Annotated in this window: 14 protein-coding genes and 2 tRNA genes; 3 read left to right on the top strand and 13 right to left on the bottom strand. The window is 72.7% G+C overall.

Annotation, left to right across the window (positions count from 1 at the left end):
* Positions 1–47 precede the first annotated feature (47 nt).
* The 3 genes from ndk to DQ244_RS05435 are packed head-to-tail and all read right to left on the bottom strand — an operon-like array spanning position 48 to position 2,229.
* Positions 48–458, bottom strand: coding sequence for a nucleoside-diphosphate kinase (ndk, locus tag DQ244_RS05445; RefSeq protein ID WP_113810354.1), 411 nt, complete (start codon positions 456–458; stop codon positions 48–50).
* An 11-nt stretch (positions 459–469) separates the two neighbouring features.
* Positions 470–877 carry a DUF4233 domain-containing protein gene (locus DQ244_RS05440; protein ID WP_113810353.1) on the bottom strand — a complete coding sequence of 136 codons (408 nt, stop codon included), beginning with the start codon at positions 875–877 and terminating at the stop codon, positions 470–472.
* The gene (locus DQ244_RS05435; protein ID WP_113810352.1) at positions 874–2,229 is read right to left on the bottom strand and encodes a folylpolyglutamate synthase/dihydrofolate synthase family protein; all 1,356 of its coding nucleotides are present in this window, start codon (positions 2,227–2,229) and stop codon (positions 874–876) included. The genes DQ244_RS05440 and DQ244_RS05435 overlap by 4 nt, the downstream gene beginning before the upstream one ends.
* A gap of 42 nt (positions 2,230–2,271) precedes the next feature.
* Between DQ244_RS05435 and valS the strand changes: the two genes are divergently transcribed.
* Entirely contained in the window at positions 2,272–4,860 is a 2,589-nt protein-coding gene (gene valS, locus DQ244_RS05430; protein WP_113810351.1) for a valine--tRNA ligase, read from the top strand.
* A gap of 25 nt (positions 4,861–4,885) precedes the next feature.
* Here valS and DQ244_RS05425 read toward each other — a convergent pair whose 3' ends face one another.
* Entirely contained in the window at positions 4,886–5,812 is a 927-nt protein-coding gene (locus DQ244_RS05425; protein WP_113810350.1) for an oxygenase MpaB family protein, read from the bottom strand.
* A gap of 45 nt (positions 5,813–5,857) precedes the next feature.
* Positions 5,858–6,388, bottom strand: a complete 531-nt coding sequence (locus DQ244_RS05420; protein WP_113810349.1) for a DUF1697 domain-containing protein — start codon at positions 6,386–6,388, stop codon at positions 5,858–5,860.
* A 154-nt stretch (positions 6,389–6,542) separates the two neighbouring features.
* Here DQ244_RS05420 and DQ244_RS05415 point away from each other — a divergent pair, with 154 nt between their 5' ends.
* Complete coding sequence (locus DQ244_RS05415; protein WP_113810348.1) at positions 6,543–7,457, top strand: DUF559 domain-containing protein; 915 nt, start codon at positions 6,543–6,545, stop codon at positions 7,455–7,457.
* Between the two features lie 129 nt (positions 7,458–7,586).
* On the opposite strand, the gene clpX is transcribed toward DQ244_RS05415, so the two are convergent.
* The 6 genes from clpX to DQ244_RS05385 form a co-directional block, all read right to left on the bottom strand.
* The gene (gene clpX / locus DQ244_RS05410) at positions 7,587–8,861 is read right to left on the bottom strand and encodes an ATP-dependent Clp protease ATP-binding subunit ClpX (RefSeq protein ID WP_113810347.1); all 1,275 of its coding nucleotides are present in this window, start codon (positions 8,859–8,861) and stop codon (positions 7,587–7,589) included.
* Between the two features lie 294 nt (positions 8,862–9,155).
* Positions 9,156–9,782, bottom strand: coding sequence for an ATP-dependent Clp protease proteolytic subunit (locus DQ244_RS05405; protein WP_113810346.1), 627 nt, complete (start codon positions 9,780–9,782; stop codon positions 9,156–9,158).
* 20 nt (positions 9,783–9,802) lie between these two features.
* Positions 9,803–10,441, bottom strand: coding sequence for an ATP-dependent Clp protease proteolytic subunit (locus DQ244_RS05400; protein ID WP_369832088.1), 639 nt, complete (start codon positions 10,439–10,441; stop codon positions 9,803–9,805).
* Between the two features lie 250 nt (positions 10,442–10,691).
* Entirely contained in the window at positions 10,692–12,062 is a 1,371-nt protein-coding gene (gene tig / locus DQ244_RS05395) for a trigger factor (protein ID WP_113810344.1), read from the bottom strand.
* A gap of 130 nt (positions 12,063–12,192) precedes the next feature.
* Positions 12,193–12,266: transfer RNA gene (locus tag DQ244_RS05390), tRNA-Pro, on the bottom strand.
* 62 nt (positions 12,267–12,328) lie between these two features.
* Positions 12,329–13,783, bottom strand: coding sequence for an amidase (locus DQ244_RS05385; protein ID WP_113810343.1), 1,455 nt, complete (start codon positions 13,781–13,783; stop codon positions 12,329–12,331).
* Positions 13,784–13,850: 67 nt separating this feature from the next.
* On the opposite strand from DQ244_RS05385, the gene DQ244_RS05380 reads away from it, so the two are divergent.
* Positions 13,851–13,924: transfer RNA gene (locus DQ244_RS05380), tRNA-Gly, on the top strand.
* 7 nt (positions 13,925–13,931) lie between these two features.
* On the opposite strand, the gene DQ244_RS19550 is transcribed toward DQ244_RS05380, so the two are convergent.
* Positions 13,932–14,207, bottom strand: a complete 276-nt coding sequence (locus DQ244_RS19550) for an STAS domain-containing protein (protein WP_233491218.1) — start codon at positions 14,205–14,207, stop codon at positions 13,932–13,934.
* Positions 14,117–15,898: a SpoIIE family protein phosphatase gene (locus DQ244_RS05370; protein ID WP_158544471.1), complete on the bottom strand. Its 1,782-nt coding sequence runs from the start codon at positions 15,896–15,898 to the stop codon at positions 14,117–14,119. The genes DQ244_RS19550 and DQ244_RS05370 overlap by 91 nt, the downstream gene beginning before the upstream one ends.
* Between the last annotated feature and the right edge of the window lie 231 nt (positions 15,899–16,129).

Below are 16,129 nucleotides of genomic sequence, written 5' to 3'. Positions count from 1 at the left end.
CCGAACGGGTCAGTGCCGCTTGCCACTGCCCGCCGGAGGAGCCGGGGTCAGCCCAGGTCGGGGAAGAACAGGCCGATCTCGCGCGCGGCCGACTCGGGCGAGTCCGAGCCGTGCACGATGTTGTTCTGCACCTCGAGGGCGAAGTCGCCGCGGATGGTGCCGGGGGTGGCCTTGACCGGGTCGGTGGCGCCGGCCAGCGCGCGGAACGCCTCGATGGCCCGGGGGCCCTCCACCACGAGGGCCAGGAGCGGGCCGCCGGTGATGAACTCGACGAGGTCGCCGAAGAAGGGGCGCTCGCTGTGCTCGGCGTAGTGGGTCTCGGCGACCTCACGGGGCAGCGTGCGCAGCTCGGCGGCCACCAGCCGCAGGCCCTTGCGCTCCAGGCGGGTGATCACCTCGCCGACGAGACCACGGGCGACGCCGTCGGGCTTGACCAGGACGAGAGTGCGTTCAGTCACGGGGCCGGAGCCTACGGGGTGGCTGGACCAGCACCGTCCGCGTCACCCGTCCGGGCCGCCGTCACGGGGGCGAACCGGCTGCCGACCAGCTCCTTGCGCACCTGCAGCAGGTAGAGCCAGATGAGCACGAAGGCGCCCGCGACGAACCACATGACGCTGTTGATCAGGCCGGTGAGCAGCAGCGGCACCTGCAGGGCGGTGCCGATCAGCAGCCCTCGCTCTCGGCGCTGCACCCCGCTGGCCAGGATCAGCACCAGGGAGAGCACGAGCAGCAGCGTCAGCCGCACTCCCCCGAGCCCCTCCTCGGTCTGCGCGATGCCGCGCGGCACGAAGAGGACGGCCAGGCCTTCCAGCACGAGGACGCCGGCCGCAGCACCACGCAGCGCCTTGGCCGCCCGGAGCGGATCAGGGGCGGTCACGCCCCACCCCCGGTGAAGAGGCTGCGCGCCTCGCCCGCGGTGATGACGCTGCCGGTCACGAGGACGCCGGACCCGCCGAGGGCGTCGTCCGGGCCGGCCTCGGCCAGCTCGATCGCCTCGGTCACCGCCTCGGGCAACCGCGGCGAGACGCTCACGCGGTCGGCGCCGAAGACCTCCACGGCCAGCGCGCCGAGCTCGTCGGCCGGGATCGACCTGTCGGAGCTGTTCTGGGTGACCACCAGCTCGGCGCAGATCTCCTCCAGCGCGGCGAGCATGCCGGTGACGTCCTTGCCGTGGACCGCGCCGACGACGCCGACGAGCCGGGTGAAGTCGAAGGACTCGCGGATCGCCGCCACCGTCGCCGTCATCCCGGCCGGGTTGTGCGCGGCGTCGACCAGCACCGTCGGGCTGGTGCGCACCTTCTCGAGGCGGCCGGGCGAGCGGACGCCGGCGAACGCCGCGCGCACGGTCTCCTGCTCGATCGGCCCGGTGGAAGCCCCCGCGCCGAGGAACGCCTCGACCGCGGCGAGCGCCGTCGCCGCGTTCTGCGCCTGGTACTGGCCGAACAGCGGGAGGAACACCTCGTCGTACTCACCGCCGAGCCCCTGCAGCCGCACCTGCTGGCCGCCGACGGCGACCGTGCGCTCCAGCACGCCGAACTCGGTGCCCTCGCGGGCCACGACCGCCTCGACCTCGACCGCGCGGCGCACCAGGGCGTCGAGCGCCCCGGGCTGCTGGTGGGCGAGCACGGCGATGGAGCCGGCCTTGATGATCCCGGCCTTCTCCCCCGCGATCGTCGGCACGTCGGGGCCCAGGTACTCGGCGTGGTCCATGTCCACCGGGGTGACGACGGCGACCCGCGCGTCGGCCACGTTGGTGGCGTCCCAGGTACCGCCCATGCCGACCTCGATGACGGCGACGTCGACCGGGGCGTCGGCGAAGAGGGCGTAGGCCATCCCGACCATCACCTCGAAGAACGACATCGGGACCTCGCCCGCGGCGTCGACCATCTGCACGTACGGCGCGATGTCCTCGTAGGTCTCGACGAAGCGCTCGTCGCTCACCGGCTCCCCGTCGAGCACGATCCGCTCGCGCATGGACTGCAGGTGCGGGCTGGTGAAGCGGCCGACCCGCAGGCCGAACCCGCGCAGCAGCTCGTCGATCATCCGCGCCGTCGTCGTCTTGCCGTTGGTGCCGGCGACCTGGACCACCGGCATCGCGCGGTGCGGTGACCCGAGCAGGTCGACCAGCGCGTTGATGCGGGTGAGCGAGGGCTCCAGCCGGTTCTCCGGCCACCGGGCCAGGAGCTCGTTCTCCACCCGGGCGAGGTCACCGGTGCTGCCGTTGCTCATCCTGCTCAGGATGCCAGCCGGTCAGTTCCTAGACTGAGCCCCATGGCTGCTCCCCACACCGCGACCTCGGACACTGCTGCCCCGGCTGCGTCCGTCGCCGTACCCGAGAAGCCGACGCTCGACGGCCTCGAGGACAAGTGGATCGCCCGGTGGGCCGAGCAGGACACCTACGGCTTCGACCGCGACGCCGCGCTGCAGTCACCGCGCGAGCAGATCTACTCGATCGACACCCCTCCGCCGACGGCGAGCGGTTCGCTGCACGTGGGCCACGTGTTCAGCTACACCCACACCGACATCGTCGCCCGCTACCAGCGGATGCGCGGCAAGCACGTCTACTACCCGATGGGCTGGGACGACAACGGCCTGCCGACCGAGCGCCGGGTGCAGAACTACTACGGCGTCCGCTGCGACCCGGCCCTGCCCTACGACCCGTCGTTCACGCCGCCGGAGAAGCCGGGCAAGGACCAGGTCCCGGTCTCCCGCCGCAACTTCGTCGAGCTGTGCATGCAGCTCACCGAGGACGACGAGGCCGAGTTCGAGAAGCTCTGGCGCCGCGTGGGCCTGTCGGTCGACTGGTCCAACGTCTACCGGACCATCTCCGAGAGCTCCCGGGCCACCGCCCAGCGGATGTTCCTGAACAACCTGGCCCGCGGCGAGGCCTACGCCCAGGAGGCGCCGACCCTCTGGGACGTCACCTTCCGCACGGCGGTCGCGCAGGCCGAGCTCGAGGACCGCGAGCGCCCGGGCGCCTACCACCGGATCTCTTTCCACGGCGCCGACGGGCCGGTCTTCATCGAGACCACCCGCCCCGAGCTGCTGCCGGCCTGTGTCGCGCTGGTGGCCCACCCCGACGACGAGCGCTACCAGCCGCTGTTCGGCAAGACGGTCACGACGCCGCTGTTCGGCGTCGAGGTGCCGGTGGTCGCGCACCGCCTCGCCGAGCCGGACAAGGGCTCGGGCATCGCGATGATCTGCACCTTCGGCGACCTGAACGACGTCACCTGGTGGCGCGAGCTGCAGCTGCCGACCCGCCCGATCATCGGCTGGGACGGTCGGCTGCTCGCCGAGCCGCCCGCCGGCGTCGGCGCCTCCCCGTACGACGAGCTGGCCGGCAAGACCGTGTTCAGCGCGCAGCAGCGGATCGTGGAGCTGCTCCGGGAGTCCGGCGACCTCGACGGCGAGCCGAAGCAGATCACCCACCCGGTGAAATTCTTCGAGAAGGGCGAGCGCCCGCTGGAGATCGTCACCACGCGCCAGTGGTACATCCGCAACGGCGGCCGGGACGGCGACCTGCGCGACGCGCTGATCGCGCGCGGCCGGGAGATCCAGTGGGTGCCCGAGCACATGCGGCACCGCTACGACAACTGGGTCGAGGGCCTCAACGGCGACTGGCTGATCAGCCGCCAGCGGTTCTTCGGCGTCCCCTTCCCGGTCTGGTACCGGCTGGACTCCGAGGGCGAGCCGGTCCACGACGAGCCGATCCTCGCGCCGGAGGCCTCGCTGCCGGTCGACCCGAGCTCCGACGTGCCCGAGGGCTTCACCGAGGACCAGCGCGGCAAGCCGGGTGGCTTCATCGCCGACCCCGACGTCATGGACACCTGGGCCACCTCGTCGCTGTCGCCGCAGGTCGCCTCGGGCTGGGACACCGACCCGGAGCTGTTCGCCAAGGTCTTCCCGATGGACCAGCGGCCCCAGGCGCACGACATCATCCGCACCTGGCTGTTCTCGACCGTGGTCCGGGCGCACTTCCAGCACGGCGCCGCGCCGTGGACGCACGCCACGATCTCCGGCTTCGTGGTCGACCCGGACCGCAAGAAGATGTCGAAGTCGAAGGGCAACGCGACGACGCCGATCGACGTCCTCGAGCGGTACGGGACCGACGCGGTGCGCTGGCGCGCGGCCGGGGCCCGCCCGGGTGCGGACTCGCCGTTCGACGAGGCGCAGATGAAGGTCGGCCGCCGGCTGGCCATGAAGATCCTCAACGTCGGCAAGTTCGTGCTCGGCCTGGGCGCCTCGGCGTTGCTGACCCCCGCCGACGTCACGGAGCCGATCGACCGGGCGCTGCTCGCCGGGCTCGCCCGCGTCGTCCACGAGGCGACCGCCGCGCTGGACGCCTACAACTACACCCGCGCCCTCGAGGTGGCCGAGGCGTTCTTCTGGTCGTTCTGCGACGACTACGTCGAGCTGGTGAAGACCCGCGCCTACGGCGACGGGCCGGAGGCGACCTCCGCGCAGGCGGCGCTGGCGGTGGCGCTGGACGTGCAGCTGCGGCTGTTCGCCCCGGTGCTGCCCTTCGTCACCGACGAGGTGTGGTCCTGGTGGCAGACCGGCTCGGTGCACCGCGCGCCGTGGCCGGCCACGTCCGAGCTGCCGGTCGAGGGCGACCCGGCGATGATCCCGGCCGTGGCCGCTGCCCTGGCCGGGGTGCGCAAGGCCAAGTCCGACGCCAAGGTCTCCATGCGGGCCGAGGTGGAGACCGCCACGGTGACCGCACCGGCCGACCAGGTGCCGCTGGTCGAGGCGGCCCGGGTGGACCTGGCCAACGCCGGCCGGATCAGCTCGCTGTCCATCGACGCCGGCGAGGGCGAGCTGCGGGTCGACGTCGTCCTGGCTCCGGTGGCCGAGGACTGACCGCTCCGGGTCGTCGGCGGCGGCGTCAGGCGTCGCCGGCGGCCCACCCCGGAGCGGGTCCCGTGCCGAGCCGCCATCGCGCCGCCTCCTCCGACGGGCTGAACGGGCCGAGCGCCAAGCCCAGCGCCCGCAGCTGCACGCGCGTGAGGGCGAGCTGCGCCGAGCCGCCGCGGCCGCGCCCGGGGACCCCGGCGCACCCGGCGATCGTGGGCGAGACGACGTACGCCGCGGCGCCGGACAGCCCGCGGTAGACCACGCGCTCCGGCGCGCTCAGGCCGGGCGGGGCGGCGAGGAACTCGCGCAGGTGGTCGGGGACGGGCCGCAGCTCCGGGCCGTACGCGGCGAGGGCCTCGGCGAGCTCGGCCGTCGTCAGCGGCAGATCGGTCGCGCCCAGCTCCTCGGCGGCGCGGGCCCACTCCCCCACGTAGGCGTCGGCCCAGCCGCGGCCGAACCGCTGGGTCAGGTCGCTGCCGACCGCCTGCTGGGCGGCGAGGAACGCGTCGGTGAACGCCAGGTGCACCCAGCGGAGCAGCGCGGGGTCCGACGCCGAGTAGGCCTGCCCGGCGACCCGGCCGCGGACGACGGCGTGCATCCCCCGGACCCGCGCCGCCTCGCGCTCGGCGAGCTCCGCCGAGCCGAAGGTGCTGACCACGAGCCAGCGGGCGGTGCCGGCCAGCCGCTTCCACGGGTCCTCGCGGTAGGCCGAGTGCCGCTGGACGCCGGCCAGCGCCAGCGGGTGCGCCCCCTGACCCAGGAGCGCGGCGACCCCGCCGACCAGCGTCGAGAGATCGCCGTGCACGCGCCAGACGACGCCGTCGGGCTCGAACCAGCCGGGGCCGGTGCCGACGCGGGCGATGTCGCGGACCCAGTCCGGGGCGCCGGTGGGGTCACCGGAGACCCGGGCCCGGAAAGCCTGTCGCGCCTGCTCGGGCAGTGACGTGAGGGCGCGCATGCCCCGAATGTGCCACGCATGCCCCGGTTCGGCCCCGCGGGTGGATCAGCGGGTGAGCTCGACCAGCTTCGTCACCGTGTTCCAGTTGCGGTTGGTCCCGGCGACCCCGAGCACCTGGTCCCACTTCACGGCGCCCACGCCGCTGTTCCGGAAGCCGTCGGGCAGCCAGAGGTAGAGCTCGCGGCCGCGGAGCACCGACCCACCGCCCTCCGCCTTCGGCGCCGCTGCGACGCGGTCGGGGTCCGGCGCCTCGGGGAAGAACGTGACGGAGTAGCGGGAGGGATCGGTGACCAGGTTGCCCAGGGGGTCGGCGGCGTGGACCTCGGCCAGCTCGGCCGCCGTCCGCAGGACCACCGGGACATCGAGGGCGAACTCCTCCTGGATGGCCTCCGTGAGGTCGGCCGCCAGCTCCGCCTCCGGCAGAGCGCTGTCGAGCAGGACGTTCCCGCTGGCCAGGTGCGTGCGGACGGCGCCGTACCCGCGCTCGGTGAGGAGCTCGCGCAGCCGTGGCATGGGCACCCGGCGGGTGGCGCCCAGGTTGACCGCGCGCAGCAGCGCCACGTACCGCGTCGTCACGCCCGCACGCTAACGCGGGTGCCAGGGGGCGATGTGCACGTGGGGCGCCCCTTCGCCCGAAGAGCGTGCCCTGGGCGCACATCGCCTCCCGGCCGCCGTCCACAGAAGCCGATCATGCCCGCCACGGTCACGTTCCGACAGGCACGGTAGGGCGGTGGCCCATGACCTCCACGCGCTCCTCGGCCCCGACGGCGTCGCCACCACACGCGAGCTGACGCGCCGGGTTGATCGCCACTCCGTCAGCGCCTGGGTGGCGAGCGGTCGTCTCCTGCGGCCCTACCCGGGCGTGGTCACGCTGCCAGGCGCCTTCGCCGAGTGGCACACCCAGGTGGTCGCCGCCGTCCTGGCCACGGGTGGGACGCTCAGCCACACCTCCGCGTTGGCACTCTGGCGGCGGGCGTCCCGTGACGGGGCCGTGCACGTGTCCGTGCCGGCGTCGCGTCGCGCACTCCGACGTCGTGGGCTCGTCGTCCACCGCGCGACCGAGGTGCCGGTCGACCGGCTGGGTGGACTCCCGGTCACGCCTCTCCCCCGCTCGCTGGTGGACGCATGGGGCTGGGCGCACTCGGCACGCGGCAGCGCCGAGCTGGTGGAGACGGCTCGCCGAGCAGTCCTCGAGTCCCTGCGTGACCGCCAGGTGGACCTACCCGCGCTGCGGTTCGAACTCGGCCGGCAGCCCGCTCTCGCCGGCCGGCGGGGACTGGTCGAGCTGGCCGAGCTGGTCGCCCAGGGTTGCGAGAGCGAGCTGGAGATCTGGGGCGTGCAGCACGTGCTGCGCGGCCCCGGAATGCCGGTCTTCCAGCAGCAGTACCGCGTGAGCCTGCCGTTCGGCACGGTCCGCTTGGACGCTGCGGTTCCCGAGCTGAAGGTCGCGGTGGAGATGGACGGCGCCGCGTTCCACGGGAGCGCGGAGGCGCGCGAGCGGGACATCCGCCGGGACGCCGCGCTCGCTGCCCGGGGCTGGGTGGTGCTGCGATTCAGCTACCGGCGGCTGCGCCAGGAGCCGGAGGCCTGCCGTCGCGAAATCCTCGCCGTGTGCCGAGCGCGTGCCGCCCTCCTGCTGCGCTGAGCAGTGTGCGCCTGCGGCGTGCTTCTGCCCTCCAGACGCGCCCTGAGCGCACATCGCCCAACGCCCTAGGGCCCTCGACACGCTGCGAGCCCGCCCCCGGATCGGGGACGGGCTCGCTGCGACCGAGGCTCAGGCCGACTTCTCGCGAGGGGCGCGGGTCGGCTTGCGCGGGACGATCGTCGGGTTGACGTGCTCCAGGACGACCTCCTTGGTGATCACCACGGAGGCGATGTCCTCGCGGCCGGGGATGTCGTACATCACCGACTGGAGCACCTCCTCCATGATCGCGCGGAGGCCGCGGGCGCCGGTGCCGCGGAGGATCGCCTGGTCGGCGACGGCCTCGAGCGCGTCGTCGGTGAAGTCCAGCTCCACGCCGTCGAGCTCGAAGAGCTTGCGGTACTGGCGCACCAGGGCGTTCTTCGGCTCGGTCAGGATGTTGATCAGCGCCTGGCGGTCGAGCTTCTTCACGCTGGTGATCACCGGGAGACGGCCGATGAACTCGGGGATCATGCCGAACTTCAGCAGGTCCTCGGGCATGACCTCGGCGAAGGAGTTGGCCTCCTCGATCTCGGCCTTGCCGCGGATCTCCCCGGCGAAGCCGATGCCCTGCTTGCCGGCGCGCGCCTCGATGACCTGCTCCAGGCCGGCGAAGGCACCGCCCACGATGAACAGCACGTTCGTCGTGTCGATCTGGATGAACTCCTGGTGCGGGTGCTTGCGGCCGCCCTGCGGCGGGACCGACGCCGTCGTCCCCTCGAGGATCTTCAGCAGCGCCTGCTGCACGCCCTCACCGGAGACGTCGCGGGTGATCGACGGGTTCTCGCTCTTGCGGGCGATCTTGTCGACCTCGTCGATGTAGATGATGCCGGTCTCGGCGCGCTTGACGTCGTAGTCGGCGGCCTGGATCAGCTTCAGCAGGATGTTCTCGACGTCCTCACCGACGTAGCCCGCCTCGGTGAGCGCGGTGGCGTCGGCGATGGCGAAGGGCACGTTGAGCATCCGGGCGAGCGTCTGCGCGAGGTGCGTCTTGCCGCAGCCGGTGGGGCCGATCAGCAGGATGTTGGACTTGGCCAGCTCGACCGCGTCCTCGCGGGAGCCACCGGCGCCGCCGGCCTGGATCCGCTTGTAGTGGTTGTAGACCGCGACCGAGAGCGTCCGCTTGGCCTTGTCCTGGCCGATGACGTACTGGTCGAGGAAGTCGTGGATCTCCTTGGGCTTCGGCAGCTCGTCGAACTTGAGGTCCGACGACTCCGAGAGCTCCTCTTCGATGATCTCGTTGCAGAGGTCGATGCACTCGTCGCAGATGTAGACCCCGGGGCCCGCGATGAGCTTCTTGACCTGCTTCTGGCTCTTCCCGCAGAACGAGCACTTGAGCAGGTCACCGCTCTCACCGATTCGTGCCACCTGCTGACCTCCACCTCGGAATCGCCGGTCCTGGTGCCAGGTACCTGCGGGTTGGATCCTGCTGCTTGTCGTGCCCCTGCTCGACCTCGCTGACAGGCTGCCCCACGAGGCTCTCCTCCCGGCGCTGGGCTCCGGGGTTCGGGCGTTCGCCGAACGTACCTGCCGCCGTCCACGACCTCGGGCAATGACTCACCCGGTTCGTCCCGGCCGTCCCACTCGTGTCCCGTCGTGCCCTCAGGCCTCCGACGGTACGGGCCGAGCACGCGTCACGCGCGTCCCGGCCCGCACCCGTCGTCAGCCCGGGAGGGCGTTGAGCTTGCGGCTCTGGATCACCTGGTCGACGATCCCGTACTCCTTGGCCTCCTCGGCCGTGAGGATCTTGTCGCGGTCGATGTCCTTGCGGACCTGCTCGGCCGAGCGACCGGTGTGCCGCGCCAGGATCTCCTCCATCTGCGTGCGCACGCGCTCGATCTCGGCGGCGTGGATCTCCAGGTCGGAGACCTGGCCGCCGGCCTCGCCGGAGGGCTGGTGGATCAGCACGCGGGAGTACGGCAGCGCGAGGCGCTTGCCCGGGGTGCCGGCCGCGAGGAGGACGGCGGCGGCGGAGGCGGCCTGGCCCATGCAGACGGTCTGGATGTCCGGGCGGACGAACATCATCGTGTCGTAGATGGCCATCAGCGAGGTGAAGGAGCCACCGGGCGAGTTGATGTAGATGGTGATGTCGCGGTCCGGGTCGTTCGACTCGAGCGTGATGAGCTGCGCCATCACGTCGTTCGCCGACGCGTCGTCGACCTGCACCCCGAGGAAGATGATGCGCTCCTCGAAGAGCTTGTTGTAGGGGTTGGACTCCTTCATGCCGTAGCTCGTGCGCTCCACGAAGGAGGGCAGGATGTAACGGCTGGAGGGCATCTCGAAGCTCATCTGCGTCTGTCCTCGGAAGCTCAGTTGTCGGAGACCGGGTTGGCGCTGTCGGTCATGGTCGCGCGGCTCACCACGTGGTCGACGAAGCCGTACTCGAGGGCCTCCTGCGCGGTGAACCAGCGGTCGCGGTCGGAGTCCTGCTCGATCTGCTCCACGCTCTGCCCGGTGTGGAAGGACTGCAGCTCGTTGAGCTCCTTCTTCGTGCGGCGGAAGAGGTCCGCCTGGATCGCGATGTCGGCCGCGGTGCCACCGACGCCGGCGGAGGGCTGGTGCATCATGATCCGCGCGTGCGGGAGGGCGTAGCGCTTGCCCTTGGTGCCCGCGGTGAGCAGGAACTGCCCCATCGAGGCGGCCAGGCCCATGCCGTAGGTGGCGACGTCGCAGTCGATGAACTGCATCGTGTCGTAGATCGCCATGCCGGCGCTGACCGAGCCGCCGGGCGAGTTGATGTAGAGGTGGATGTCCTGCTTCGGGTCCTCGGCGGACAGCAGCAGCATCTGGGCGGCCAGCTGGTTGGCGATCACGTCGTCCACCTGGGTGCCCAGGAAGATGATGCGCTCGCGCAGCAGTCGCTCGTAGACCGAGTCGCCGAGGTTCATCATTCCGCCGGCGCCGCGCAGCATCGGCGCGCTCGCCATGTTCGGGTCGGTAGTGCTCACGGGTGCGGTGACCTCCGTAGAACTGTCTGAGCAGTCGGTCTCGGTGGGTGGTACGGGCTTCGAACGGCCCTCCGGGAGGTGGTGCCTCCCGGTGATCGCCTGAGTCCTGTCGACCCTAACGCGGACCTCCGACGAGGCAGTCCCGATCAGGGCGGTGTTCGCCGTCGGCGCAGCGACCGGGCCCGGAAAGCGGCGACGCCGCCCCTCCCCGGTGGGGTGGGACGGCGTCGTCGGTGGCGCGGGAGGCGGATCAGGCCTCGTCGGTGTCCTCGGCGGTCTCGGCGGCGGGCGCCTGGACCGTCTTGGGCCGCATGGCCTCGAGGTCGACCTTGTTCCCCGACGCGTCGGTGATCGTCGCCTGCTCGAGCAGCTGGGCCAGCGTCTTCGTCCGGCGCACGTCGGCGACGAACTCGGCGATGTTGTTGGACTGCTGCAGCTGCTGGGCGTACTGCTCCGGGCTCATCCGGTTGCGCTGCGCCTGCGCCATGATCTGCGCCGAGAGGTCGTCGTTGTCGACGGTGACCTCACGGGCGTCGGCGATCGCGTCGAGGATGAACTGCGTCTTGACCGCCTCCTCGACGTTCTTCTGCTGCTCGGCGTCGTAGGCCTCGCGGCTCTCGGAACCGGTCATCTGGAGGAAGGCGTCCCAGTCCATGCCGGCCTGGCGCAGCTCGTTCTCGAAGGACTGGTTGCGCCACTGGATCTCGCGCTCGACCAGGTTCTCCGGGATCGGCACCTCGACGGTCTCGAGCAGCTGCTCGACGATCTTGTCGCGGGCCTGCGCGCCCTGCTGGATCACCTTGGTGCGGGCCAGGCGGGTGCGGACGTCCTCGCGGAGCTCGTCGAGGGTGTCGAACTCGCTGGCGGTCTGGGCGAAGTCGTCGTCCAGCTCCGGCAGCTCCTTCTCCTTGACCGAGCGCACCGTCACGGTGACCTCGGCCATCTCGCCGGAGTTCGGGCCGGACAGCAGCGCCGTCTCGAAGGTCTTCGACTCCTCGGCGGACAGGCCGACGACGGCGTCGTCCAGGCCCTCCATGAGGTTGCCGGAGCCGACCTCGTAGGACATGCCCGTGGTCGAGCCGTCCTCGAGGATCTCGCCGTTCAGCTTCGCCTCGAGGTCGATGGAGACGAAGTCGCCCTGCTGCGCCGCGCGCTCGACCGACTGGAGCATGCCGAAGCGCTCGCGCATGACGGTGACCTGCTGGTCGATCTCCTCGTCGGTGACCTCGACGTCGTCGACGGTCACGGCGATGCTGTCGAGCTCGGGCAGGGTGAGCTGCGGGGCGACGTCGACCTCGGCGGTGAAGGCGAGGGACTCGTTGTCGTCGAGGCGGGTCACCTCGACCTCGGGCTGGCCGAGGACGCGGACCTGGTTCTCGCGGACGACCTCGGAGTAGATCTCCGGGATGGCGTGCTGGACGACCTGCTCCAGGACGACCGGGCGGCCGATGCGCTGGTCGAGGACGCGGTTGGGCACCTTGCCGGGGCGGAAGCCGGGGACGCGGACCTGCTTGCCCAGCTCCTTGTAGACCTCACCGAAGGCGTGGTCCAGGTCCCCCCATGCCGCCTCGATCGCAATCCGGACCCGCGTGGGGCCCAGTTCCTCGATGGTGCTCTTCACAGCGGCAGTGCTCCTCGGTAAGACAGCGGATGGGGCGCCAGGGTGCTCCGACGGCGCCGGTCGACCCCCGAGTCTACGGACGTCGGGGGCACGGGCGCGGGGGCGGGATGCGCCGCCTGAGCGCCCACGGTCGGGGTGACAGGATTTGAACCTGCGGCCCCCTGCTCCCAAAGCAGGTGCGCTACCAAGCTGCGCTACACCCCGTAGCGAGGGCGAGTCTAGGCCGGTCGGCCGACCGGCCCCCTGCGCGCGTCCGGTCCGGCTGATCAGGCCGACACCCCGGGACGGCGATCGGCCCATGGTGCCGCCTCCTCCAGCGCCGCCGCGACCCGCACCAGCACGTCCTCCCGACCGAAGCCCGCGACGAGCTGCACCCCGATGGGCAGGCCCTCGTCGGTCCGGTGCAGCGGCAGGCTGACCGCCGGCTGCCCGGTGACGTTGAACTGCGCCGTGAACGGCATCAGGCTGTTGATCCGCCGTCCCTCCTCCGCGTCGCCGCCCGCGGTGAGCCAGCCCAGCTCGGGCGGCCGCGCGGCGAGCGTCGGCGTCACCAGGAGGTCGAAGCCCTGGCCGCCGAGCCCGGGCGGCGCCCACCACCCGGCCATCCGGCGGGACCACGCCCCGAGCCACGCCCGCGCCCCGACGTAGTCCTCGGCGGAGAGCTTCCGCCCGACGGCGCGGTACAGGGCGTTGCGCGGCTCGAGCTCGGCGTCGTCCACCGGCCGGCCGAGCGCCGAGCGTTCGAGGGCGGAGAGCGTGAGCGCGACGTCGGCGGCGATGGTCGTGGTGAAGAACCGCGGGAAGAGCGGCTCGAACATGGCCTCCGGCGCACCTGGCTCGACGTCGCAGCCGATGTCGGCCAGCAGCCGGCCGGCCCGCGCCACCGCTTCCCGGCAGGCCGGGTCGTCCAGGTACTGCTCCCCCGGGGCGGCGTCGAGCAGGCCGACGCGCAGCCGGCCCACGGGTGCGCCCACCTCCTCGGCCAGGGGTCGCGGCAGCGGCGGGGCGGCGTAGGGGTCACCGGGCATCGGGCCGGCGACGAGGTCCAGGACGGCGGCGGTGTCGCGCACCGAGCGGGTGACGACGCCGTCGATCGTGGCGCCGGCCCAGCTCTCCCCCACGTCCGGCCCCTGGCTGACCCGGGCTCGCGTCGGCTTGAGCCCCACCAGCCCGCACGCGGCGGCCGGGATGCGGATCGAGCCCCCGCCGTCGCCGGCGTGGGCGATCGGGACCATCCCCGCGGCGACCGCGGCGGCCGAGCCGCCGCTGGAGCCCCCGGTGGAGCGGCCGGTGTCGTAGGGGTTGCGGGCCGGTGGGTTCGCGGCCGGCTCCGTGGTGATCGTCGTGCCGAACTCCGGCACGTTCGTGCGGCCGAGGACGACGAAGCCCGCCGCCCGGAACCGCTGCGCTAGGTGGCTGTCGTTCGGCCACCGGACGCCGGCGTCGCGCAGGAACGACGTGCCGTAGTGGGTCTCCTCGCCGGCGACGTGGCAGCCCAGGTCCTTGAGCAGCAGCGGGACGCCGCGGAACGGGCCGTCGGGAAGGTCGCCGCGGGCCTCGGCGCGAGCGGCGTCGAACCGGTCGCGCAGCACCGCGTCCAGCTGCGGGTCCACCCGCTCGATGCGCTCAATGGCCGCGTCGACGAGCTCGGCCGGCGTGGCCTCACCGGCCCGGACGAGCTCGGCCTGGGCGGTGGCGTCGAGCCACGTGGTCTCGGTCACAGCGCGACCGTAGCGGCGGCCCTGCGGGCTCGGCGCACCGGCGGCCGTTAGGCTGTCCGGGCACCTCGCGGGTGTAGCTCAATGGTAGAGCCCCAGCCTTCCAAGCTGGCCATGCCGGTTCGATCCCGGTCACCCGCTCCACCGACGATCAGCCGTCGCCCCCGTCGCCGTCCAGGTGGGGCAGCTGCACCAGTTCCAGCACCGCGTGGGCGGGGCTGCCCGACGGAGCGAGCAGGCTCAGCTGCTGCCGCTGCCCGATGAACTGGTCGCGCATGCGGTGCAGGACCTGCACGCCGGCGCTGGCCAGGAGGGTGACCTCGGTGAGGTCGACGGTCAGCGACTGCACCCCGCCCCGCGAGGAGCCGGACATGGCCCGGGCGAGCTCCTCGGCGGTGGTGACGTCGACCGGGCCGCGGACCCGCAGGCGCGGACCGCCGTCGGCGCGCTCGGCCTCGACGGCGAACTCCGGGCGGCCGACCGGGGGCGACGGTGGCGCATCGATGCCGGGACCGAGCACGGCGGGCCGGTGCAGCCGGTGCCGGAGCACCACGACGGTGCCTCCCGGAGCCGCGTCGTCCTCCGGGTGGTGCACCTCGAGGGAGTCGACGAGCCGCTCCGCGAGCAGCAGTCCCCGACCCCGGTGGTGTCCGCCGGATCGGGCCGGCGCCACCGGCCGCGATCGCTGATCCGGCACTCCAGCACGCCGTCAGCACCCAGCGCCGCCTGCACCCGGACCGGTCCCGGTCGCTCGTCGGGGTAGGCGTGGTCGACGGCGTTCGCGACGGCCTCCCACACCGCCAGCTCCACCGCCACCCGGTCGCTGTCGTCGGGGTCGAGGAGCTCGAGCCACTCGTCGAGGCCCCGCCGCAGCTGCCGGATGTCCCGGTGGGCGGTCGACGTCTGCAGGTCCAGCGGGCCGACGGGGCCGGGGAGCCGCTGGGCGGCGAGGACGGTCACGTCGTCGGCGTAGCCCGTGCGGGTCAGCAGCTCGACGGTGAGCCGGCAGACCCGCTCGGCCATCACGGGGGCGGCGTGCAGCGGCAGCGCGCGGTTCGCGGCGGCGTCGGCAGCGACGGTCCTCAGCTCGGCGATGCCGGCCCCGAGGTCGCGGTTGGGGCGCTCGACCAACCCGTCGGTGTAGAGCAGGACGAGCTCACCAGGGGCCAGGGTGTCGTGGGTGAGCACCAGGGTGGCGCCGGTGCCCAGGGGGCCGCTGGCGGCACCGTCGAGGAGACGCGTCCTGCCGTCGGGGGTGACGACCAGCGGCGGCGGGTGGCCGCACGTGGCGTAGAACAGCGCCCCGGTGCCGGGATCGAGGACCACCAGCGCGAGCGTGGTCGCGCGCAGCAGCGGGGTGCGCGCCGCGAAGGCATCGGCCCGCACCAGCGCGGACAGCGGATCGCCCCCGGTGGTCAGGGCATCAGCGAGCACCGCCCGCAGCTGGCCCATCGCGGCCGACGCCGCGACCCCGTGCCCGACGACGTCGCCGACGACGAGGACGACGCTGCCGTCGGCGCGCGGAACGGCGTCGAACCAGTCGCCTCCGGCGACCTGGTCGTGCGCGGCGACCAGGTACCGCGCGGCGACCCGGGCACCGGGCAGCACCGGCAACGCGGTCGGCAGCAACGCCTCCTGGAGCGCGGTCACGACGTCGCGGGCGTCGCGGTAGCGCCGCTCCGCCTCGGCGACCTCCTTCTCCGCCGCCCGACGCTGCAGGACCCGGTCGGTGACGTCGGTGGCGAAGGCGAGCAGCCCGACGACCGTCCCGTCCGGCGCCCGTCGCGGGAAGCAGGAGAAGTCCGCCCACGCGTCCTGGACGGTGCCGGTCCCCTCGCGGTCCACCTGCACCCGCCACTCCCGGGCCGTCTGCGGCTCCCCGGTGGCGTAGACCCGGTCGAACATCTCGAAGATCTGCTGCCCGGCCAGCTCGGGCATCGCCACGCGGATCGCCGTGCCGATGAACTCCGATCTCCCGACGAACTCGCGATAGACCGCGTTCGCCGCCACGAAGACGTGCTCCGGGCCCTCGGTGCTCATGAGCAGCAGCGGCATCTCCTCGAACGCCGCCCGCACCCCTTCGGCGTCGCCCACCCGCCGGCGCAGCTCGTCGCTCACCCGTGCATCTCCGCTCGCCCGCTCTTCCTGCCTCGTGAGTACCACCCGGTGTGCAAGCGAGCGGGCAGCCTCGGTCCGGCTGCCCGCCCTGAGCCTGGGGCGTGCGGACCCCATGCCCTGCCGACCAGTCCGTGGAACATGCGGTTCCAGCAGGACGGTGCCGGTGCCCGCCCGCGGGCGGTAGGTTGGCCCACATCCGGTGTGACCCGGTCAAGTCGGTCGCGATGACGC

The sequence above is a fragment of the Blastococcus sp. TBT05-19 genome (assembly GCF_003319095.1).
In the GTDB taxonomy this organism is placed as follows: domain Bacteria; phylum Actinomycetota; class Actinomycetes; order Mycobacteriales; family Geodermatophilaceae; genus Blastococcus.
Note: the sequence above shows the minus strand (reverse complement) of the source record. Positions and strands in the feature narration are given on the sequence as shown.